Raw genomic sequence first — 20,223 nt, forward strand, 5'->3', positions numbered from 1 at the left:
AGAAACGGGCTATGGAGTTTACGACAACCAGACGTGCATTTGCTCTCGCAACCGCCGGTCTCGGCATTGCGATCGGCATGGGAGGAACCGCGCTTGCTGCGGGTGATGCACCCGTCACGCTTAAATGGGCGTTGTGGGATCTGGATAAGGGCGCTTATTTCAAGCCCTTGATGGAGGCCTACAAGCAGAAGCATCCGAATGTGACGTTCGAGGTGGTGGACCTCGGCTCGCAGGACTATACGCAGATGATATCCACGCAGCTGACCGGCGGCTCCAAGGATATTGATGTCGTCACCATCAAGGATGTGCCCGGCTACGCCAATCTGGTGCGCGCCGGCAACATCACCGATCTCAGCGGCTTCATCAAGGACCAGAAGATCGAGACGGCCCCCTATGGCGGCCTGATCGAGGAACTGACCATCGATGGCAAGATTTATGCTTTGCCGTTCCGCTCGGATTTCTGGGTGGTCTATTACAACAAGGATATTTTCGACAAGGCGGGCGTGCCTTACCCCAGCAATGACATGAGCTGGGCGCAATTCGATGAAATCGCCGGCAAGCTGAAGAGCGGCATGGGCGCCAACCGCACCTATGGCGCGCTGCTGCACACCTGGCGTTCGACGGTGCAGCTGCCGGGAATTCAGGATGGCAAACACACGCTGGTGGACGGCAATTATGAATTCCTGAAACCCTGGTATGAGCGGGCACTTGCCCTGCAAAAGAGCGGCGCGATACCGTCCTATGCCTCGCTGAAAACATCCAACACCCACTATTCCGCCCTGTTCTTCAACGGAACGATCGGGATGTTGCCCATGGGCACATGGTTCGTCGGAACCCAGATCGCCAAGGTAAAATCGGGCGAGTCGAAAAGCGCCAACTGGGGTATCGTGAAATTCCCCCATCCGGATGGGGTCGCGGCAGGCGCGACGGCTGCGCAGATTGCCGGATTGTCGGTGAATGCCAACTCCGGCCACAAGGAAGCAGCGCTGGATTTCATCCACTTCGTCACCGGACCTGAGGGTGCGGCGATCATCGCCTCCACCGGCACTTTCCCTGCACTCAGAACCGACGATGTAGCTCAGAAGATCGCAGCGCTGCCGGGCTTTCCGCAGGATCAGAACAGCAAGGACGCGCTGCAGGCGGGCAAGGCCTATCTGGAAATGGCGGTCAACCCGAATGCAGCCAAGATCGAGGTCGTTCTGAACCGCGTGCATGACGCGCTGATGACCGACAATATCTCCATCGATGACGGCATCAAGGACATGAATGACGGCGTCAAAGCCATCAAATAATTATCGCGGGGGCCGCGGGCGATAAGCCCGCGGCCCTTTCCTTTGATCATGAATTCCGGACATTCGTAACCGTGCCTCACGAGACCGCCAAAGCCAATCCACTCTTTCACAACCCGCTTCGCAGCAGGGACGATCTCGCAAAGGCGGTGATCGATCTCTTCAACCCGCTGCTTGCCTGTTTTTCGCCCGGCGGCGCGCGTGTACGGCTCGGTGCAACCGGGGCGATTTTCGATTTTCCTGCGGCGGAACTGGAGGGTTTTGCCCGGCCATTATGGGGCATCGTCCCGCTTGCCGCCGGTGGTTATGACTTTCCGCATTGGGATCTCTATCGGCGTGGACTGGCCAATGGCGCCAACCCGGCTCACCCCGAATATTGGGGCGATACCGCCGACCGTCATCAGCGGCTGGTCGAACTGGCGGCCATAGGATTTGCGCTCGCCATGGTTCCCGAGCATATCTGGGAGCCACTCGCCGAAACGGACAAACAGGCTGTCGCCGCCTATCTGCTGGCCGCCCGCGAGCGGGAATTCGTCGACAATAACTGGAAATTCTTCCGCGTCCTGATCGATCTCGGACTGGAAAGGGTGGGTGTGGATTTCGACCGGACCAAAACCCAAGCCTATCTCGATGAGCTCGAGGCTTTCGATATCGGCAATGGCTGGTATCGAGACGGGCCGGTGCGCCGGGTCGATCATTATATTCCCTTCGCCATGCATTTTTACGGTCTGATCTATACCGTGCTGGCAAAAGGGGACGACGCGCGAAAAACACGGTTGCTGGAACGCTCGCACATCTTCGCCCGCGACATGCGCCACTGGTTCGGGCCGGACGGAGCCTCGCTCGCCTTCGGGCGCAGCCAGACCTATCGTTTTGCTGCAGGCGGTTTCTGGGGCGCTCTCGCCTTTTCAGGTTTGGAAGCGCTGCCGTGGCCGGAGATAAAGGGCTACTACATGCGCCATATCCGCTGGTGGTCGAAGCGGCCTATCGCCGATCGCGATGGCGTCCTGTCAGTTGGATACGCCTATCCGAACCTTCTGATGAGCGAGAGCTATAATTCTCCCTGTTCGCCCTATTGGGCGCTTAAATTTTTCCTGCCGCTGGCGCTGCCCGCCGATCATCCCTTCTGGGCTGCGGAAGAGGCCGAACCGCAGGCGTTTAGCGAACCGGTTGCCTTACCGGAGCCGGGCATGGTGGCCTTTCATACACCCGGCAATATCGTGGTTCTATCCTCCGGACAGCAGCACGACAGGATGCGCGGCGCGCAGGAAAAATATTCGAAATTCGTCTATTCCACCCGTTATGCCTTCAATATCGAAGCGGATGACCGGCATTTTGCCGCCGCGAGTTTCGACGGCATGCTCGGCCTTTCCGACGATGGGGTGCACTTCCGCACCCGCGAGACGATGGAAGAGGCGTTGATTGCCAAAGACTGCCTCTATTCCCGCTGGCGGCCATGGGCGGATGTCGAGATCGAGACCTGGCTCGTGCCGCAAAACCCCTGGCACATAAGGTTGCACCGCATCCGCACCCCACGCCCCTTGCAAACATCAGAAGGCGGATTTGCCATAGAGCGGGCCGATTTCAATAGCGACCGCACCGAGGCGGGCGAAGGTCGCGCCGTCTGTTACGGACAGACTGACACCAGCCTCATCGCCGATCTTTCGGCTGGTATTCGGCGCGAAGGCCTATGCCATCAGGCGATCGCCAATACCAACCTTATCCACGCCAGAACCCTTGTTCCGCAATTGCGCGGCACCCTCGCCTCCGGCGACACGCTGCTGGTGACGATGGCCATGGCACTGCCGGTCGGCAAAGAGGCAGAGGCTGCATTGGCTGCCCTTCCCGATATTCCTGATCTCGCAGGGCTGGAAAAGATGTTCAAGCGGGAAGGACGGCGCGTCCCCGCCCATGCTCTCGATGAAAACCGCGCAGGCTGACGGAGATGACCGACGACACACCGGGTGTTTCCCAAAGGCCGGATCGGCTGAACATCCTGACCTGGGAGCGGAAGCAGGAGGATATCGACAGCCCCGACCATCAGGCGCGGCTGCGCGGCCTTGAGCGCTCCGCCAACGCCGTTTTCGAGCAGGGCGTTTACATTGCCGACAAGGCCGAGGTGCATACGGACAGGTTATTGATGGGTGCGCAGTCGTGGGTCGCCGGTTATGCAATCGTGCGCGGCAATATCGAACTGGGTGAAAATGTCTCGATCAATCCCTATGCCTGTCTTTCCGGCAAGGTGACGATCGGCAACGGCGTGCGTATCGCCTCACATGTCAGCATCGTCGGCTTCAACCATGGTTTCGACGACATTGAAACTCCGATCTATCGCCAACCGCTGACCTCGCTCGGGATAGAGATTGGTGACGACGTCTGGATCGGCGCCAATGCGGTTGTGCTTGATGGCGTGAAGATAGGACGCGGCGCTGTTATCGCCGCAGGCGCGGTGGTGGCGAAAAACATTCCCGCCATGGCCATTGCAGGCGGCGTTCCCGCCCGGGTTCTGCGATACCGCGGAGGAAAAGCGGCCGCACCGAAGCTGCCCGATCATCTGCTGCAAGAACTCGGCAAGGAGATTGCCGGCGACTGGCTTGCCGCCATCCGCTCCTATGGCGAAGATGGCATCTATCGTTCCGCCGATGCATCCGGACATGAGGTCGAAAGCGTCAGGCATCTGTGCGATGCGATCGAGATCGCGGCGGCCTTCGGACAGGAGGATATCGCTTTCGATGCCGGAGAAACCGTGGCCAGCCTTCAGGCCCTGCAGGATCAGGAAACCGGACTGTTTTTCGCCGGTGACCACCGCCCGTTAACGCCGCCCGAGAAGGACCCTGCCGTCCTCTACAATATTCTGGCGGTCGGATATGCGCTTGAATGTTTCGGCGCCGCGCCGAAACAGCCGATCGCTTTCGTCGAGCATCTCCGTGCCGACGAACTCATCCTGTTGCTGGAAAAACTGCCGTGGCAAAGCCGGGCATGGCATTGCGGCGCCACCATAGACGCCATCGCCACCGCGCTTTATGTCAACAGGCGCTATTTCACATCCGGCGACAATCTCACCGTTCTCTTCGGCTGGCTGGCCATGAACGTGGAGAAAACCATCGGGCTTTGGGGTGAGCCGACCTCCACACAGGGCCTGCTGCAACCGGTCAACGGCTTTTACCGGCTTACCCGCGGCTCCCATGCCCAGTTCGGCCTGCCCGTTCCCTATCCGGCAGCAGCAATAGACTCCGTCATCGCCAATTATCATGCCTATGGCGGTTTTCATGGCGAGAATTTTAATGCCTGCAACCTGCTCGATACGATCCATCCCCTTCTTCTCTGCCTGAAACAGACGGATCACCGGCAAGATGAGGCAAAGGAGATAGCCCGGGAAATTCTGCGCCGAAATGAGGCGCGCTGGCAAAGAGGCAAGGGCTTTGCCTTCGCCGAGGGGCACCCGGCCGGGCTGCAGGGCACGGAAATGTGGATGTCGGTTCTCTGGCTTTCAGCGAAGCTTCTCGGTGCAGAACAGCTCTTGCCGTTCCGACCTCGCGGCATCCATCGCTTTGAGCCTGCGGAAATCGTCCATGGCATGATTGCCCGCCCTAAATCTCCGGTATAGGTTTCCGATACTCTTTTGAAAGCTTTCAAACCGGACCGGTCGGGTAACAGATGCAACTCAAAGACTGCTATAATTTCCACGATTTTCGCCGCATGGCCAAACAGCGTCTTCCCGGACCGATCTTCAATTACATAGACGGTGCTGCCGATGACGAGGTGACGTATCGGCGAAACACGGCCGCCTTCGAAAAATGCGATCTCGTTCCCGATGTGCTGCGGGGCGTGGCCGATGTGGATATGTCGGTCACCGTCATGGGGCAGAAGCTGTCCATGCCGGTCTATTGTTCCCCGACGGCGCTGCAACGCCTCTTCCATCATCAAGGGGAACGGGCGGTTGCGGCAGCGGCGGGGAAATACGGCACGATGTTCGGCGTCTCTTCGCTCGGCACCACGAGCCTGGAAGAAGCGCGCCGGATCAGCGGCGGCCCACAGGTCTATCAGTTCTATTTCCACAAGGACCGAGGCCTCAACCGCGATATGATGGCGCGTGCCAAGAGCGCCGGTGTCGAGACGATGATGCTGACCGTCGACAGCATCACGGGCGGAAACCGCGAGCGCGACAAACGCACCGGCTTTGCCATTCCGTTCAAGCTCAATCTTTCCGGCATCGCGCAATTCGCCATCAAGCCGGCCTGGGGCATCAATTACCTGACACATGAGCGCTTCAGCCTGCCGCAGCTCGATGACCACATCAAAATGGACGGCGGCGCTCTTTCCATCAGCCGCTACTTCACCGACATGCTCGACCCTTCGATGAACTGGGACGATGTGGCGCAGATGGTGCGCGAATGGGGCGGGCCGTTCTGCCTTAAAGGCATCATGTCGGTGGATGACGCCAGACGCGCCGTGGAAATCGGCTGCAGCGGCATTGTGCTTTCCAATCACGGCGGGCGCCAGCTCGATGGCTCCCGCAGCGCCTTCGATCAACTGGCCGAGATCGTCGATGCGGTCGGCGACCGGATCGACGTGATGATGGATGGCGGTGTGCAGCGCGGCACCCATGTTCTGAAAGCACTGTCTCTCGGCGCGAAAGCCGTGGGGCTCGGCCGCTATTACCTTTTCCCCCTTGCCGCCGCCGGACAACCGGGCGTGGAACGGGCGCTTGAGCTGATGCGTATCGAAATCGAGCGCGGCATGAAGCTGATGGGTTGCACCTCCGTCGATCAGCTCACACGCCGAAACCTTCGGTTCCGTTGAGCAGGCAGGACGGTTACAGAAGGACTTGAGCGGAGCGCGGTCACAATCGACCACTGAAACCGCATGCCATTTCAGCCGCGTTTCGTCGCTGCTCCTGAAGCGCCATGCCGATATTCCAGACGAGCGCCAGGCACACAAGTCCACAAAAACAGGCTGAAATCAGCGACCGATGGCGCTTGGCTCCGGAGAGAAACATCCAGCCGATAATTGCATAGACCGCAAGCGCCGGCACGGCGGCAATCAGAACGGATATGGGGCCATCGCAATCGACAGCCTCCATGCCGATGGCGCGATATTCGTTCGGAGTCGCCACCAGGCCGAGGACGGCCACGGGAAACATGGCGGCCAAAACCGCATAACGGAAAAATCGGGGCGTGTCGGGCATGCCTGCTCCATAGCCGGATAATCAACTGCCGCGAACGCGGCCGGGAAATTCCACCGTACGGTCTCAGCGACCATCCATCTTGCCAATGATATCGGTTTAGCCACCATTGTCGGCGACCGGGAGAGCAGATTGCCCGCTTTTGCTGAGAAAGCCAGCCTTTTACGTTGGCAGCAATCTTGGCAAGCGAAGCAGAATGTGATTACGGTTGCATGATGCAACCATAATGGATCGACCGTGTCCCGGCAACCTTTCCCCGTAAGCGATATCCGCTCCACCTCGCGCCGGCTCGTCCGCGAACTCGGCTTCATGGGCGGAGATTTTGCCGGCACCGATCTGCCGCCCTCCGCCGTGCATGCACTGATCGAGATCGAGACATGCCCCAACATCACGGCGCGGGATCTGGGAAAGCTGCTGCGGCTTGAAAAATCGAGTGTCAGCCGCATGCTGCGCAAGCTCGTGCTGTCCGGCGATGTTCGCGAAGAAACGGATGAGGAGGATAGCCGTATCAAGCGGTTGCGTCTGACGGGGAAAGGGCAGGAGAAGGCGGGCGCCATTCACGGCTTTGCGAACCGGCAGGTCTCCGACGCCCTGACGCAGCTTACGTCGGCGGATGCCCACACGATCCTCCAAGGGCTCCGTCTTTACGCCGATGCGCTGGGAGACCGGACCGATACCGTTGCTCCCTCCATAGAGATCCAGGAGGGGTACAGGCCGGGTATCATTGCCCGTATCACGCAGATGCATGCGCTTTATTACGCCCGGACATCCGGTTTCGGCCAGCGTTTCGAATCCGTCGTGGCCGAAGGCCTCGCGGCTTTCTGCAACCGGCTCGAAAGCCCGAAGAATGCGATCTGGGTCGCAATGCGCGGACAGGAGATCATCGGCTCCGTCGCTATCGATGGTGAAGATCTCGGAGCGGATATTGCGCATCTGCGCTGGTTCATCGTTGATGACGGCGTACGCGGTGGCGGTGTGGGACGCAGACTGCTGGAGACTGCGTTGGCCTTCGTTGATGAAAGAGGGTTTGCCGAAACCCACCTCTGGACATTCAACGGCCTTTTGGCCGCGCGATACCTTTACGAAGCCCATGGTTTCGCATGTGTCGAGGAACATCCGGGCAGCCAATGGGGAAGCGAGGTGCTGGAACAGCGCTTCGTCCGGCCACGGCCCGAATGATCTTTCAACCGCGCGTAAACGGCCGCAATCGAAATCTTCCTGCGACCGTTTCGAAACCAGGGAACGGCGCCCGTTAAAAGGCGAGTTGAACCTTCATCGACCTGCTTCTGTCACCGGCGGCTTCAAATGCGGCAACCGCTTCTTCCAATGGAAAGGTTCCAGTCAGCAGGGGCTTCAGGTCGACGCGGCGCTGGTTGATGAAATCGACGGCAAGTCCGAATTCCTCATGGAACCGGAACGTGCCCTTCATCTCGATTTCCTTGGCAACCACCATATTCTGCGGAATGGACACATCGCCGCCGAGGCCAAGCTGAACCACGGTAGAGCGGGGTTTCAGCGCTTCGAGACCCGAACGGACGGCTCTTTCATTTCCGGACGCCTCGAACTGAACGTCGAAATAACCCTTGTTTGCCGAATAGGCGGAGAGCGCATCCGGGTCGCTCGCCACATTGATGACGCGGTCGGCGCCGATGGCGAGCGCCTTTTGCAGAACCGCATCCATGATGTCGGTCGCGACGATTTCCCGAGCCCCATGAGCACGGGCGGCAATGATCGCCAACGCACCGATTGGCCCACAGCCGGTGACCAGAACACGTTTGTCGGTCAATGCGCCGGCGCGGTTGACGCCGTGCAGCGTTACCGCGAAGGGTTCGGCCATGGCCGCTTCATGGATGGAGACGCCATCCCGCACCTTGTGGCACTGGTATGCTTCGGCGACGAGACGCTGACGGAATGCGCCCTGAATATGCGGCATGGGCATGGCGGAGCCATAAAAGCGCATGTTCAGGCACTGGTTCTGCTGACCCTTCAGGCAGAATTCGCAATGGTTGCAGGGCCGGCTCGGCGATACGGCAACACGGTCGCCAACAGCTAGACCGGAAACCCCCTCTCCCAAAGCCTTGATGGTACCGGCCACCTCATGGCCAAGGATCATCGGCTCACGCACGCGCACGGTGCCGAAACCGCCGTGATTGTAATAATGCAGGTCGGAGCCGCAGATGCCGCCCGCCTCGATGGCGACCTCGACCTGTCCCGGGCCGGGCTGTTCGTCCGGCCGTTCCTCGATCCGCAGATCCTTCGCCGCGTGGATGACGACCGCTTTCATAGTCTCTCCTCCCATGAGGGTTCGGCATGGCGGCTAATGCCGCCAGGCCATTCCCCGGATTTCTCAGATATCGACCACGAGGCCCTTGGCTTTCAGCACGGCCTCGAGCTTGCTGACCTCGATCACTGACTTGCCCTGCTTGTAGGCTTCGATGTAACCGGCCTCGGCATCTTCACGGGCCTGCGAAAGCTTGGCCGCTTCCTGCGCTTCATCAAGTCTGACGACAACCAGCCCGTCGGCATCACCGACAATGATATCGCCCGGATTGATGATCTCGCCGCCGACGATCACCTGATCATTGACCGCGGCAATGGTCTCCTTGACCGTGCCCTTGATGCAGACGCTGAGCGAGAAGACCGGGAAACCGAGGTCTCGCAGCTGCAGCGTGTCGCGCACGCCGGTATCGGTCACCAGGCCGCCGATACCCTTTGCGAGGCAGGCATTGGCGAGAACGTCGCCGAACGAACCGGCTTCTTCATATTCGCCGGCGGAAACGACGATGATGTCGCCCGGCTTGGCATAGTTGATGGCAAGCTGCAGCATGATGTTGTCGCGCGGCGCACATTTGACCGTGAAGGCCGGACCGCAGAGCTTCATGCGATAATCGACCGGCTTCAGCCGCGATGACAATGCGCCGCGACGTCCCTGTGCCTCATGAATCGTGGCGGGAGAGAATTTGGCTAGGGCTTCGACATCCGCCTTGGCCGGACGCTGCGCGATATCTTTAATGTGGATCATGAAAACCTCCCACGTTGAAACCGTCGGCGAGAACGTCTCGCCGACCGATGATGGTGTTGAATGGATGGAATGATGGCCGAGGCTGAGCCGAGGCTCAGGGGATCGGATCGAACTTCAGTTCGGACAGAGGCACGACCTTGTCGGTGCGCGTCATCTTGTATTCGGTGTTCGGGCCGAGCCACTTGTCCCAGATACGGTTGATCTCGCCATCCGCATCGAGCTTGCGGAGAATCTCGTTGATCTTGGCCGTCAGCGCCGGATTGTCCTTGGCCATGCCAATGCCGATCGGCTGGAAGAGCATCGGCTCTTCGATCATGCGCATCTGCTTGCCCTTGGTCTTGGATTCGTTGACGAACTTGGTCATCGTCATGGTGTTGCCAACGATGCCGCGCGCCTTGCCCTGCTGCACGGCGAGATAGGCGGACGCCGTATCCTGGAACGTCAGCGGCTCGGACTTGTTGAGCTTGACGGAGAGTTCCGACGTCGAGCCCTTGCTGGAAGCGATGCGCTGGCCGACGAAATCGGACTTCTTGGTGCCGGGGTCGTCGACCGGAACGATCAGCATTTCCTTAGCCAGATAATAGGGATCGCTGAACTGGATCTGTTCCGCGCGGCTCTGGGTATAGGCAAGGTTCGCCACCGAGAGATCGACGCGGCCGAGCTTGACTTCTGGAACGCGCGCTTCGACCGACACCGGCTTGATCTCGGCCTTGACGCCCAGTTCCTTGGCGATAGCGCCGCACAAATCGACGTCGAAGCCTGCCATTTCACGCGTCTTCGGGTCCGGCGAGGCGAAAGGCGGGACGTCGGCGAATGTCGCGCAACGCAGCGTCTTGTTTGCAATGATCGTATCGAGTTGATCCGCCTTGGCCGGAATGACCGCAGCCGAGGTCGCCAATATGGCGGTAAGAGTAATGCACTTCCAGTTCATTTCAGTTCTCCCTGTTATTATAGAGGTTGGGTCCTAGTGTCTCAGATCGGCAAGAAACCGCTGGGCACGCGGATGTTGCGGATTTTTGAAAAACTCGTCCGGTTTCGCGGTTTCGAGAATGCGCCCGGCATCGATGAACCAGATGCGGTCGGCCACTTCACGGGCAAAGCCCATTTCATGGGTGACGCAGAGCATGGTCATGCCTTCGGCAGCGAGGCTCTTCATGACGGCGAGCACCTCACCGACCATTTCCGGATCGAGCGCTGAGGTCGGCTCGTCGAACAGCATGACCGGCGGCTCCATGGCGAGCGCCCGCGCAATGGCGACGCGCTGCTGCTGGCCGCCGGAAAGCTGGGCGGGATAGGAACCGGCCTTGTCGGCAAGGCCGACGCGATCGAGAAGCTTCAGCGCCTTTTCATGCGCAACCGCCGGGGAAACACCCTTCACCCGGATCGGCGACACGGAGACATTTTCCACCACGGAAAGATGCGGGAAGAGGTTGAAGCTCTGGAAGACGAAACCCACACGGCTGCGCAGCGCATTCAGCTCCTTGGCGCGCATCTGGGCATGGATGTTCCTGCCATCCAGCATGATCGAGCCGCTGCTGATCTCCTCCAGACGGTTGATCGTGCGGATGAGGGTGGACTTGCCGGAACCCGACGGCCCACAGATGACCACGACCTCGCCACGGGTGACGTTTTCGTTGACATCCTTGAGCACCTGATAATCGCCATAGCTTTTGCAGACCTGCGAAAGCGTGATGGTGTAGTCCTGAGTGGCGGAAACTGGCGCGGTCATAGCTGCTCCGTAACGATATTGGCGGGGGCCGGTGCGGTGTCAACGGCAAGCTTGCCGCGCGGGCCGGCGCGCCGGCGGGCGATGCGGCGCTCGAGAAGATTGGCGACTTGGGTGAGCGACCAGCAGATGATGTAATAGACCAGCGCCAGAATGAGGAAGACCTGGAAGGGCTGGGTCAGGAGCTGGTTGTTCACCTGGTTCGCCGCAAAGGTCAGATCCGGCACATTGATGACGTAGCCGAGGGTCGTGTCCTTGATGGTGGATACGAAGGTCGAGATCAGGCTCGGGATCATGTTGTAGAGCGCCTGCGGCAAGATGATGTAACGCATCGCGCTGAAATAACCGTGGCCGAGCGCCCGCGCCGCATCCATCTGCCCCGTGCCCAGCGATACGATGCCGGCGCGCACGACTTCGCTCATGAAAGCGCCCTGATAGATGACGAGCGTGGTCAGCATGGTGACAAAGCTCGGCACGTCGGCGCCGGTCCAGAGCGGAACGAGAAAATAGCTCCAGAGAATGAGCATCAGCAGCGGCACGCCGCGGGTGAAATAGACCACGGCAGTGACCGGCCAGCGCAGGAGCCGCCATTTCGACAGCCGTGCCAGCGCCATCAGGATGCTGACGGGAAAGGCGAGCGCGATGCTGAGCGCCGACAGGATAAGCGTGTTGGCAAGCCCGCCGAGCGGCCCGTTGGGATATTGGCCGATGAGGAGCAGCAGCCAGTAATCCTGGATGATTGCGATCATGTCGTGGATCATGCCCGTGCCCTCCGGAGAGGATCGGCGCGCATGGAGATATAGGCTCCAAGACCCATGATCAGCAGCGAGAAGAACAGATAAAGCACGGTGGCGACCAGATAGACCTCAAATGTCCGGAAACTCAGATTCTCGACTTCCTTGACGGCATGGGTCAGTTCCGGTGCACCGATCAGAACGCCGAGACTGCTGTTCTTGAAGAGGGACGTGCTGTGATTGATCAGCGGCGGCAGCGCATTACGCACGCCCTGCGGCATGATGACGAAACGCATGGCCGAGACATAGCTATGCCCGAGCGCACGTGCGGCCTCCATCTGGCCGGGATTGATCGAACGAACGCCGGAGCGCAGATCCTCGCTGAAATATGCCGCCTGACAAAGACCGAGACCGATAATGGCGAAGATCGCTTCGGCATTATGGCTCGAAAGCCAGCTGGCCAGTCCGCTCGGCAGCAGCGTGAACACGCCGAAATACCAGAGCATCAGCTGCACCAGCGTCGGCACGTTGCGGTGATAGGACACATAGGCCGCCACCAGCGGATCACCGAAGCGGAAAGGCGACAGGCGGATGGCAAGCAGCACGATGGCGAGCGACATGGCAAGCAGCCATGAGCCGGCATAGATGATGAACGTCATCTGGATGCCATGCAAAAACATCGAGACGTAGTCCGCATTGTTCAGAATTGCCCAGAGGTCAAAACCGCTCACGCGACTCTTCCTCCGGCTCCACCCGCCGCAGCCTTATTTTCAGTCGGTCGATTTTCAACCGTTTGGGGCTTGGCCGTCTGCAGACCGCCCATGACCTGAAGCGTCGGGGTAATTTCCATGTGGCCAATATTCATGGCCACGGGCGCAGCGATGGCAAACGCGATCGCATCGGCGATATCGGAGGCCTGCGGCAGCTCGAAACCATCGATGAAACGTTCGCGAATGCTCGGATCATCACCATGAACATGGTTGAAGATGTCGGTTGCGACGCGGCCGGGGCAGATTTCCGTTACCCGCACGCGTTTGCCGAAAGCATCGATGCGCAGCTGGTTGGACAGCATCGCCACGCCTGCCTTGCTGGCGTGATAGGTGGAATTGCCACCGAAATTATAATTGCCGGCAATGGAGGAGATGTTGATGACATGGCCGCGATCGCGCGCCACCATGCCCGGCACCACCATGCGGCAGAGATGCAGCACGGCGCGCAGGTTGACGTCGATCAGGAGATCGATGTCACTCTCATCCGCTTCCAGAAATTTCTTCGGGCGGTCGACACCGGCATTGTTCACGAGGACATCGAACGCCACCTCACTGGTGAGCTTCGCGAGCGCCGCCCGGTCTGTCACATCTATGGCATGTGCGAAGCAGCCCGTGCGCTTCGCCAGCTGGTTGAGAGCGTCCACACTTCTGGCAACAGCATGCACTTCCAGCCCTTCACGGCAAAGTCGCTCGACGACAGCAGCGCCAATTCCGGAAGATGCGCCGGTTACGAGTGCGGTCTTGTAGTCTGAGAATGGCATGTTTGTCCCCTATCGTTGAGCAAACAGTAGTGAAGCTTTCATCGCTTGCCTAAGACCGATTTTTTTTGGAGTAATAAGCAACTTGTATGGATGGCGAATGCGCCACATTCGGCGATGCGGCAACCCGGCCGATGGCGCGTACGTTGCCGATGCCAGCCACCAGCACATTCTAGACCACTGCGGTCGGCAGGTCCCGTCCCGCGAAATGTGCATCCAGATTGGCGAGAACCAGAGCGCCCATCTCAAGCCGCGTCTCATGCGTCGCAGCGCCGATATGCGGAGCGAGAACGACATTGCGCATGCCGATCAGCGCCTCAGGAACATGCGGTTCATTCTCGAAGACATCGAGCGCTGCACCCTTCAGCCCGCCTGCCACAAGAACATCAATCAGCGCCTTTTCATCCACCAGAGACCCTCTGGCGACGTTAACAAGAACACCGTCCGGTCCCAGCGCCTCCAGCACCTCGCGGTTGATCGCGTGTTTGGTCTCCGGCGTTGCCGCCGCCGCGACAATCAGGACGTCGCAGTCCCTCGCGAGCGACATGGCCGTCGAATGATACTCATAGGCCACGTCCTGTTTTTGCCGGCTGAAATAGGAAATCTCCGCATTGAAAGCTTCCAGCCGCACCGCGATGGCGCGGCCTATGCGGCCAAGCCCGTAAATGCCGTAACGCCGCCGCGAGGCCTTGTTACCCAGCGGCATTTCGCCTCTTTTCCACTCCCCGGAGCGGACATGATGATCGGCGCGCACAAGCTGGCGCAGCAGCATGACGGAGAGACCGATGGCAAGATCGGCCACATCCTCGGTCAGCACGTCAGGCGTGTTCGTCACCCTGAAACCGCGCGCGCGGGCCTGGTCGAGATCGACCTTGTCGAAGCCGACGCCATTGATGGCAACGATTTCGAGAGCGGGCAGACCGGCAGCGAGTTCAGGAGCAACCCCGATATGGCCGCCGGTGACGACAGCCTTTATCGACGCCGCCTCCGCCTGAAGAAACGCCTGCTTGTCGGATATTTCGTGCCAGCGATGGACCCTGAAGCGCTTTTGCAGTTCGGCTTCGATCTGCGGCTGAAGCGGATAGGTTTGCAGAAGATCGGGCTTCATGCGCGCTCCTTACCCGCGACCGACGAAAGGCATGCCGCTCGCCATCACCGTCATGGTCAGCACGTTCGCCTCGAGCGGCAGCGAGGCCATATGCACCACGGCCTTGGCAACGATGCCGGCATCGATGGTCGGTTCGATGGCGGTGCTGCCATCCGCCTGCAGCACGCCGGTTGCCATGGCGCGCGTCATTTCGGTGCTGGCATTGCCGATATCGATCTGTCCGCAGGCGATGTTGAACCGCCGGCCATCCAGCGCGGCCGATTTTGTAAGTCCGGTGATCGCATGTTTGGTCGCGGTATATGGCGCAGACCGCGGCCGCGGCGTGGTGGCGGAAATCGAGCCATTGTTGATGATGCGGCCACCCTGCGGCGACTGCGTCTTCATCTGGCGAAACGCCGCCTGGGTGCAGAGAAAAGCCCCTGTGAGGTTAGCCCCGACCACGGCATTCCAGGTTTCGAACGGCACATCTTCGATATGCACCGCCGGTGCGGACATGCCGGCATTATTGACCAGAAGATCGAGGCGACCGAAACGCCCGATGATTTCCGCAAACAGCCGCTCGACATCGGCCGGAGCGGAAATATCAGCCGCGACGGCCAGAACACAGTCTTTATGTTCGCTCCATTCGGCGGCGGCAGTGTCGAGAACCTCCCGCCGCCGGCCCGTTATCGCGACCTTGTAACCATCTTCCAGGAGCGCTTTGGCAATCGCCTTGCCGACCCCTGTTCCTCCACCCGTGACGAGCGCGATCTTTCCATCACTCATGCTGCTTTCCCCTCCAGCTCATCTTCCACATGCGCCTGAATGATTTCTGCGAAGGAGGCCTCCGCCCTGAACCCGAGCGACAGCGCGAGTTGCGGATCGTAATCCTCGGCCCAGCCGTCGACGATCCGGATGATCCGCTCGTCGGGAACGCGTTTGATAAGCGCTACAGCCTTTTGCCCGGCAAAGGCGCGCAGCGCCTCGATTTCATCCGCAACCGTGGCCGACAGCCCCGGCATGATGAGATTGCGGCGAACGCCAAGCCCGGAGAGATCCACCGTCGCGGCGCGCAGCAGGAAGGCGACCGCCGAGCGCGGGCTGGCGAACCAGTGACGCACGGTATCGGCAACTGGCAGCACCGCTTCCTGACCCACCAGCGGTTCGCGCAGGATATTGGAGAAGAAGCCGGAGGCGGCCGCATTCGGTTTGCCGGGGCGGATGCAGATGGTGGGCAGACGGATGCTGACGCCATCAAAGAAACCGCGGCGACTATAGTCCGAAAGCAACAGCTCCACGATCGCCTTCTGCGTGCCATAGCTCGTCAACGGCGCCGTCAGGAACTCGTCGCCGATCACCTTGGGGAATGGCGAGCCGAACACGGCAAGCGATGAGCAGAAGACCACGCGCGGCCGATATCCGTCCTTCTGATGCTCCAGACGAATGGCTTCGAACAATGAGCGCCCGCCATCGAGATTGATGCGATAGCCTTTCTCGAAATCGGCTTCCGCCTCGCCCGAAACCACGGCGGCGAGGTTGAAGATAACATCCGGCCGTTTTGCGACCAGCTTTTCGGCCACGCCGGCATTCGACAGATCACTGCGCTCGATGGTCAGTGCACCGCCGAAGCCTTTCGGCGCGGCCGGTTCGAAAACATCCGTCAGCGTCATTTCGGTAATCTTCGCACCATCAAGCGTTCTGTCGGAAGAAAGGCGTTGCGTCAATTTGCGGCCGATCATTCCGGCCGCGCCGATTATCAGAATATGCATTATTTCACCTTTGCTTGGCCGGCGGCACCGGCTCGATTGATTGTCAGTCGTCATCACCCTGAAACACCACCTCGCGGCGGCGCATGATCGCCGGCATCGCCATCATGATGACGACCATGCCGGACAAAGCGAGCAGCGTGGCGCTGATCGAATGGGTGACGAATGTTGAGAAACTGCCCTGCGAAATCAGCAGCCCGAGGCGCATGTTCTGTTCCAGAAGCGGACCGAGAACGAAGCCCAAAACCAGAGGCGCCGGCTCGCAGCCGATCTTGCGCAGCAAGAAGCCGACGATGCCGAAGACCGCGCAGAACAGAACGTCCACAACGCTGTAGGAAAGCCCATAGGCCCCGATGGCGCAAAACATCAGAATGGCGGGGCACAAGAAGCGGTATGGAATGCCGAGAAGCCGAACCCAGATGCCGATCAGCGGCAGGTTCAGTACCAGGAGCAGCAGATTGCCCACCCACATGCTGGCGATCAGCCCCCAGAAGAGATCGGGCCGCGACTGCATGACCTCCGGTCCCGGGGTGATGCCCTGGATCATCATCGCCCCGACCATCAGCGCCATCAGGCCGTTGGCGGGAATGCCAAGCGTCAGGAGCGGAATGAAAGAGGTCTGCGCGCCGGCATTATTGGCGCTTTCCGGCCCCGCCAGCCCTTCGATCGCACCCTTGCCGAACCGGGATGGATCCTTGGCGATCTTGCGCTCCAGCGCGTAGCTGGCGAAAGAACTCATGATCGCACCGCCGCCGGGCAGTACGCCGAGGAAGGAGCCGAGCGCCGTGCCGCGCAGGACGGCCGGAAATGCCTGTTTGAAATCCTGCCGGGTCGGCATCAGCGATCCGGTCTTTGTTGTTCCTGCATCACGCTCCACACCCTGCTGCAGGTTAAAAAGGATTTCACTGACACCGAGCAGCCCGATGGCCAGCACGACGAAATCGATGCCGTCGAACAGTTCCGCCATGCCGAAGGTGAAACGCTGCTCACCCGATGTCGGATCGATGCCGACGAGGCTCAGCGCAATGCCGAAGGCGACCATGCCGACCGCCTTGACCGGCGATCCGCTGGACAGGAACACGGCAAACAGAAGCCCGAAGATCACCAGACTGAAATAATCAGCCGGCCCGAAGGCAAGCGCAATGGCGGAGAGTGGCTTTGCGACCACGACGATCAGAATGGTCGCCACCGTGCCGGCAAAAAACGACCCGAGCGCCGCAGTGGCCAGCGCCACCCCCGCCCTGCCCTGCCGGGCCATGGCATAACCATCGATGCAGGTGACGACGGATGAGGATTCGCCCGGCAGATTGACGAGAATCGCCGTAGTCGAACCGCCATATTGTGCACCATAGAAAATGCCCGCAAGCATGATCAACGCCGCCGTGTCCGGCATCGTATAAGTGATGGGCAAAAGCAGCGCGACGGTCGCGGAAGGGCCGATGCCCGGCAGGATGCCGATCATCGTGCCGAGCGTGACGCCCAGCAGACAATAGAAAAGGTTGACCGGCGTGACAGCAACACCGAAACCGAGGGCGATATTGGCAAGAAGATCGGTCATGGCAGCAGGGGTATCCTCTGTCCGAGGCCGACGACGAAAATGAGGATGCAGGCGAGGATGAGCACCGCGGAAAGCAGCAGCACCTCAACCGGCCGGATTCTGCCATAGGCGATGCAGGCGAGCAGGATCAGCACAAAAGCGGCGGCGATGAAGCCCAATGGCTCGATCAGCAGCGCAAAACCGGCAATGCCGGCCACTGCCAGAAACGGACGCATCTTCGGGGCCACCCAGGCTTCGGAAGGTGTCTTTCCCAACAGATCCTGCAAGAGCAGTGCGATACCGAGCGCGAACATCAATGCCGCGATGACCGTTGGCATGTAGCCCGGCCCGGGCTGGAAATTGGTGCCCATGCTCAGCGGCCGCGCGCCGTAATAAAGCCCGGCGGCGGCCACCAGAAAGAAGACCCCGGACAGAATATTCGCCGTCAGTTTCGAGCCGTTTTTGTGTTCGGCCATGTTTTTTCTCCCCTCCTCGTTGAGGGATACGCCGTGCCTCCCGACACGGCGTATCCAAATATCGAATATCCGGCTCAATCCGCCCAGACGCACCCCTTCGAGCGCATCATGTCGTAACGATCCTCGATATCCATCTTGCCCTGGCGGTGCAGTCCCATCATGTGGTTCTCGTGGTCGTCGCGCTCCTGGCAGGCCTTGACGAGTTTCGCGATATCCTTCTCACGCACGACGACAACGCCGTCATCGTCGCCACAGACGATATCGCCGGGGCTGATCAGTTCACCGCCCACCACGACCGGATGGTTGATGGTGCCGAGCGTGTCCTTGGACGTGCCCTTCATGCAAAGCCCGAGCGAGAAAACCGGAAAACCGATTTCGCGCAGCCCCTTGCCATCACGCACCGCGGCGCTGACCACGAAGCCGACAATGCCCTTGCCGATACAGGCGGCGGCCAGCACATCGCCAAAGCCGCCCTGATTTGGATTGTCACCGCCATCGATGACCAGCACGTCGCCGGGCTTTGCCAGATTAATAGCTTCGAAAATCATCAGATTATCGCCGATATGGCATTTTGCGGTGATTGCCGGGCCGCAGATTTTCAGGCCGGGCTTGATCGGCTTGATGCGATAATCGAGAGCGCCAAGCTTGCCCTGCGCCTCGTGAATGGTTGCGGGGCTGAATTTGCTGATCGCCTCAATATCAGCCCTTGAGGGGCGCTGGAAATTGCGGATGACATGGGCCATTGGCCGGATTCCTTTCAACAGTGGGTCATGCCCGGGCCACGCACAGGCCCAAGCGTCATTTCGGTTAGTGGTGAGAGAAGCGCCGCTTATTTCGTCCAGGGCTTGCTTTTCCAGAGCTCGGCCAGATTGGCGTTGCCCTTCTTGAGCGCCTCGGCAAATTCCGCCTGGGTCAGCGGCAGCATGGTCAGTTCGCGCTTTTTGGCCTCGGCAAGATAATCCGGGTCCTTCAGCGCCTTCTGGAATGCATCGACCAGCTTGGCCTCGACATCCGCCGGCAGGCCTTTCGGTGCACCAAAACCTGCAAGCAGGCTGAACTGAACGTCGTAACCGGCTTCCTTGAAGGTCGGCACATCTGGCGAGAGCGGCGAGCGCTCAGTGCCTGATGTCGCCAGAACACGAAGCGCACCCGAACGATTGTCGGCAAAAACCTCGTTCAAGTTCATGAAACCGAGTGTGACGTGGTTGCCGAGCATGGCGAGCCGTGCTGGTCCGCCCCCATTGAAGGGGACGAAATTGAGCTTCACGCCCGCCGCTTCCTCGAACAGCAGGGCGGTGATCTGGCTTGGATGGCCGATACCCGTCACGCCAACGACGACCGGGTTCGCCTTGGCCGCTTCAACGAATTCCTTGGCTGTCTTGATCGGCGATACCTTGTTGACCGTCAACGCCAGATCGCCGCCGATCTGGTTGGCGAGCGGCGTGAAGGCGTCCTGCTTATAGCTGGCATTGCCCTGCACGATCGGCGAATACATGGAGGGGAAATTCAACGCCCCGATCGTGTATCCGTCAGGTTTCGCATTGGCGATATAGGTCGCGCCGATCAGCCCGCCAGCACCTTCGCGGTTTTCCACCACGACCGATGTGCCGAGATATTTTTCGAGATAGGGCACCAGCGCCCGTGACTGTATATCGGTGCCGCCGCCGGCCGGATAACCGATGACGAGCGTCACCGGCCGCTCCGGATATTCCGCCGCCGCCCCTCCGGCAGCCAGAATTCCCGCAGCCGCCAGCATGCCGAACAGAGATGTCTTCAAACGCATATCTTTTCCTCCCCGATATACTTTCACCGGGGAGGCTAGGAAGAAGCCATCAACAATACAAATACCGAGTTTTCAACTTACCCATACAAA

General features: G+C 59.9%; 20 protein-coding genes. 5 read left to right on the forward strand and 15 right to left on the reverse strand.

What is annotated here, in order from left to right; translation table 11 throughout:
• The first annotated feature begins 11 nt into the window (after positions 1-11).
• The 4 genes from DA915_RS16870 (at position 12) to DA915_RS16885 (ending at position 6,092) form a co-directional block, all read left to right on the forward strand.
• Positions 12-1,292 carry a sugar ABC transporter substrate-binding protein gene (locus DA915_RS16870; protein ID WP_003506006.1) on the forward strand — a complete coding sequence of 427 codons (1,281 nt, stop codon included), beginning with the start codon at positions 12-14 and terminating at the stop codon, positions 1,290-1,292.
• Positions 1,293-1,363: 71 nt separating this feature from the next.
• On the forward strand, positions 1,364-3,229 hold the full coding sequence (locus DA915_RS16875; RefSeq protein ID WP_107676671.1) for a DUF2264 domain-containing protein: 1,866 nt from the start codon (positions 1,364-1,366) through the stop codon (positions 3,227-3,229).
• Positions 3,230-3,234: 5 nt separating this feature from the next.
• Positions 3,235-4,896, forward strand: coding sequence for an acyltransferase (locus tag DA915_RS16880; protein ID WP_107676672.1), 1,662 nt, complete (start codon positions 3,235-3,237; stop codon positions 4,894-4,896).
• Between the two features lie 50 nt (positions 4,897-4,946).
• Positions 4,947-6,092: an alpha-hydroxy acid oxidase gene (locus DA915_RS16885; protein ID WP_003519654.1), complete on the forward strand. Its 1,146-nt coding sequence runs from the start codon at positions 4,947-4,949 to the stop codon at positions 6,090-6,092.
• A gap of 40 nt (positions 6,093-6,132) precedes the next feature.
• Here DA915_RS16885 and DA915_RS16890 read toward each other — a convergent pair whose 3' ends face one another.
• Positions 6,133-6,477 (reverse strand): hypothetical protein, encoded by a 345-nt coding sequence (locus tag DA915_RS16890; protein ID WP_003505998.1) that lies wholly within the window; start codon positions 6,475-6,477, stop codon positions 6,133-6,135.
• Positions 6,478-6,711: 234 nt separating this feature from the next.
• Here DA915_RS16890 and DA915_RS16895 point away from each other — a divergent pair, with 234 nt between their 5' ends.
• Positions 6,712-7,653: a bifunctional helix-turn-helix transcriptional regulator/GNAT family N-acetyltransferase gene (locus DA915_RS16895; RefSeq protein ID WP_107676673.1), complete on the forward strand. Its 942-nt coding sequence runs from the start codon at positions 6,712-6,714 to the stop codon at positions 7,651-7,653.
• A 73-nt stretch (positions 7,654-7,726) separates the two neighbouring features.
• Here the strand turns inward: DA915_RS16895 and DA915_RS16900 are convergent, their stop codons facing one another.
• The 14 genes from DA915_RS16900 to DA915_RS16965 all read right to left on the reverse strand — a co-directional run bounded on the left by DA915_RS16900 (position 7,727) and on the right by DA915_RS16965 (position 20,133).
• Positions 7,727-8,758, reverse strand: coding sequence for an L-idonate 5-dehydrogenase (locus tag DA915_RS16900; protein WP_020810697.1), 1,032 nt, complete (start codon positions 8,756-8,758; stop codon positions 7,727-7,729).
• 63 nt (positions 8,759-8,821) lie between these two features.
• On the reverse strand, positions 8,822-9,496 hold the full coding sequence (locus tag DA915_RS16905; RefSeq protein ID WP_107676674.1) for a 4-carboxy-4-hydroxy-2-oxoadipate aldolase/oxaloacetate decarboxylase: 675 nt from the start codon (positions 9,494-9,496) through the stop codon (positions 8,822-8,824).
• 94 nt (positions 9,497-9,590) lie between these two features.
• Positions 9,591-10,427 carry an ABC transporter substrate-binding protein gene (locus DA915_RS16910; RefSeq protein ID WP_026363393.1) on the reverse strand — a complete coding sequence of 279 codons (837 nt, stop codon included), beginning with the start codon at positions 10,425-10,427 and terminating at the stop codon, positions 9,591-9,593.
• A 33-nt stretch (positions 10,428-10,460) separates the two neighbouring features.
• Entirely contained in the window at positions 10,461-11,225 is a 765-nt protein-coding gene (locus tag DA915_RS16915; protein WP_107676675.1) for an amino acid ABC transporter ATP-binding protein, read from the reverse strand.
• On the reverse strand, positions 11,222-11,983 hold the full coding sequence (locus tag DA915_RS16920; protein ID WP_003505987.1) for an amino acid ABC transporter permease: 762 nt from the start codon (positions 11,981-11,983) through the stop codon (positions 11,222-11,224). Before DA915_RS16920 ends, DA915_RS16915 begins: the two co-directional genes overlap by 4 nt.
• Positions 11,980-12,687, reverse strand: coding sequence for an amino acid ABC transporter permease (locus DA915_RS16925; RefSeq protein ID WP_003505985.1), 708 nt, complete (start codon positions 12,685-12,687; stop codon positions 11,980-11,982). Before DA915_RS16925 ends, DA915_RS16920 begins: the two co-directional genes overlap by 4 nt.
• Positions 12,684-13,487: an SDR family oxidoreductase gene (locus tag DA915_RS16930; RefSeq protein ID WP_003505984.1), complete on the reverse strand. Its 804-nt coding sequence runs from the start codon at positions 13,485-13,487 to the stop codon at positions 12,684-12,686. The genes DA915_RS16925 and DA915_RS16930 overlap by 4 nt, the downstream gene beginning before the upstream one ends.
• 169 nt (positions 13,488-13,656) lie before the next feature.
• Entirely contained in the window at positions 13,657-14,592 is a 936-nt protein-coding gene (locus DA915_RS16935; protein WP_107676676.1) for a 2-hydroxyacid dehydrogenase, read from the reverse strand.
• A gap of 9 nt (positions 14,593-14,601) precedes the next feature.
• Positions 14,602-15,357 (reverse strand): SDR family oxidoreductase, encoded by a 756-nt coding sequence (locus DA915_RS16940; protein ID WP_020810699.1) that lies wholly within the window; start codon positions 15,355-15,357, stop codon positions 14,602-14,604.
• Positions 15,354-16,340: a D-erythronate dehydrogenase gene (denD, locus tag DA915_RS16945; protein WP_107676677.1), complete on the reverse strand. Its 987-nt coding sequence runs from the start codon at positions 16,338-16,340 to the stop codon at positions 15,354-15,356. Before denD ends, DA915_RS16940 begins: the two co-directional genes overlap by 4 nt.
• Before the next feature lie 43 nt (positions 16,341-16,383).
• On the reverse strand, positions 16,384-17,895 hold the full coding sequence (locus tag DA915_RS16950; protein ID WP_107676678.1) for a tripartite tricarboxylate transporter permease: 1,512 nt from the start codon (positions 17,893-17,895) through the stop codon (positions 16,384-16,386).
• Positions 17,892-18,350, reverse strand: coding sequence for a tripartite tricarboxylate transporter TctB family protein (locus tag DA915_RS16955; protein ID WP_107676679.1), 459 nt, complete (start codon positions 18,348-18,350; stop codon positions 17,892-17,894). Before DA915_RS16955 ends, DA915_RS16950 begins: the two co-directional genes overlap by 4 nt.
• A gap of 74 nt (positions 18,351-18,424) precedes the next feature.
• The gene (locus DA915_RS16960; RefSeq protein ID WP_107676680.1) at positions 18,425-19,093 is read right to left on the reverse strand and encodes a 4-carboxy-4-hydroxy-2-oxoadipate aldolase/oxaloacetate decarboxylase; all 669 of its coding nucleotides are present in this window, start codon (positions 19,091-19,093) and stop codon (positions 18,425-18,427) included.
• Between the two features lie 86 nt (positions 19,094-19,179).
• The gene (locus tag DA915_RS16965; RefSeq protein ID WP_107676681.1) at positions 19,180-20,133 is read right to left on the reverse strand and encodes a tripartite tricarboxylate transporter substrate binding protein; all 954 of its coding nucleotides are present in this window, start codon (positions 20,131-20,133) and stop codon (positions 19,180-19,182) included.
• Positions 20,134-20,223 lie beyond the last annotated feature (90 nt).

This window comes from Agrobacterium sp. LAD9 (assembly GCF_003031125.1).
GTDB classification, from domain to species: Bacteria; Pseudomonadota; Alphaproteobacteria; order Rhizobiales; family Rhizobiaceae; genus Agrobacterium; species Agrobacterium radiobacter.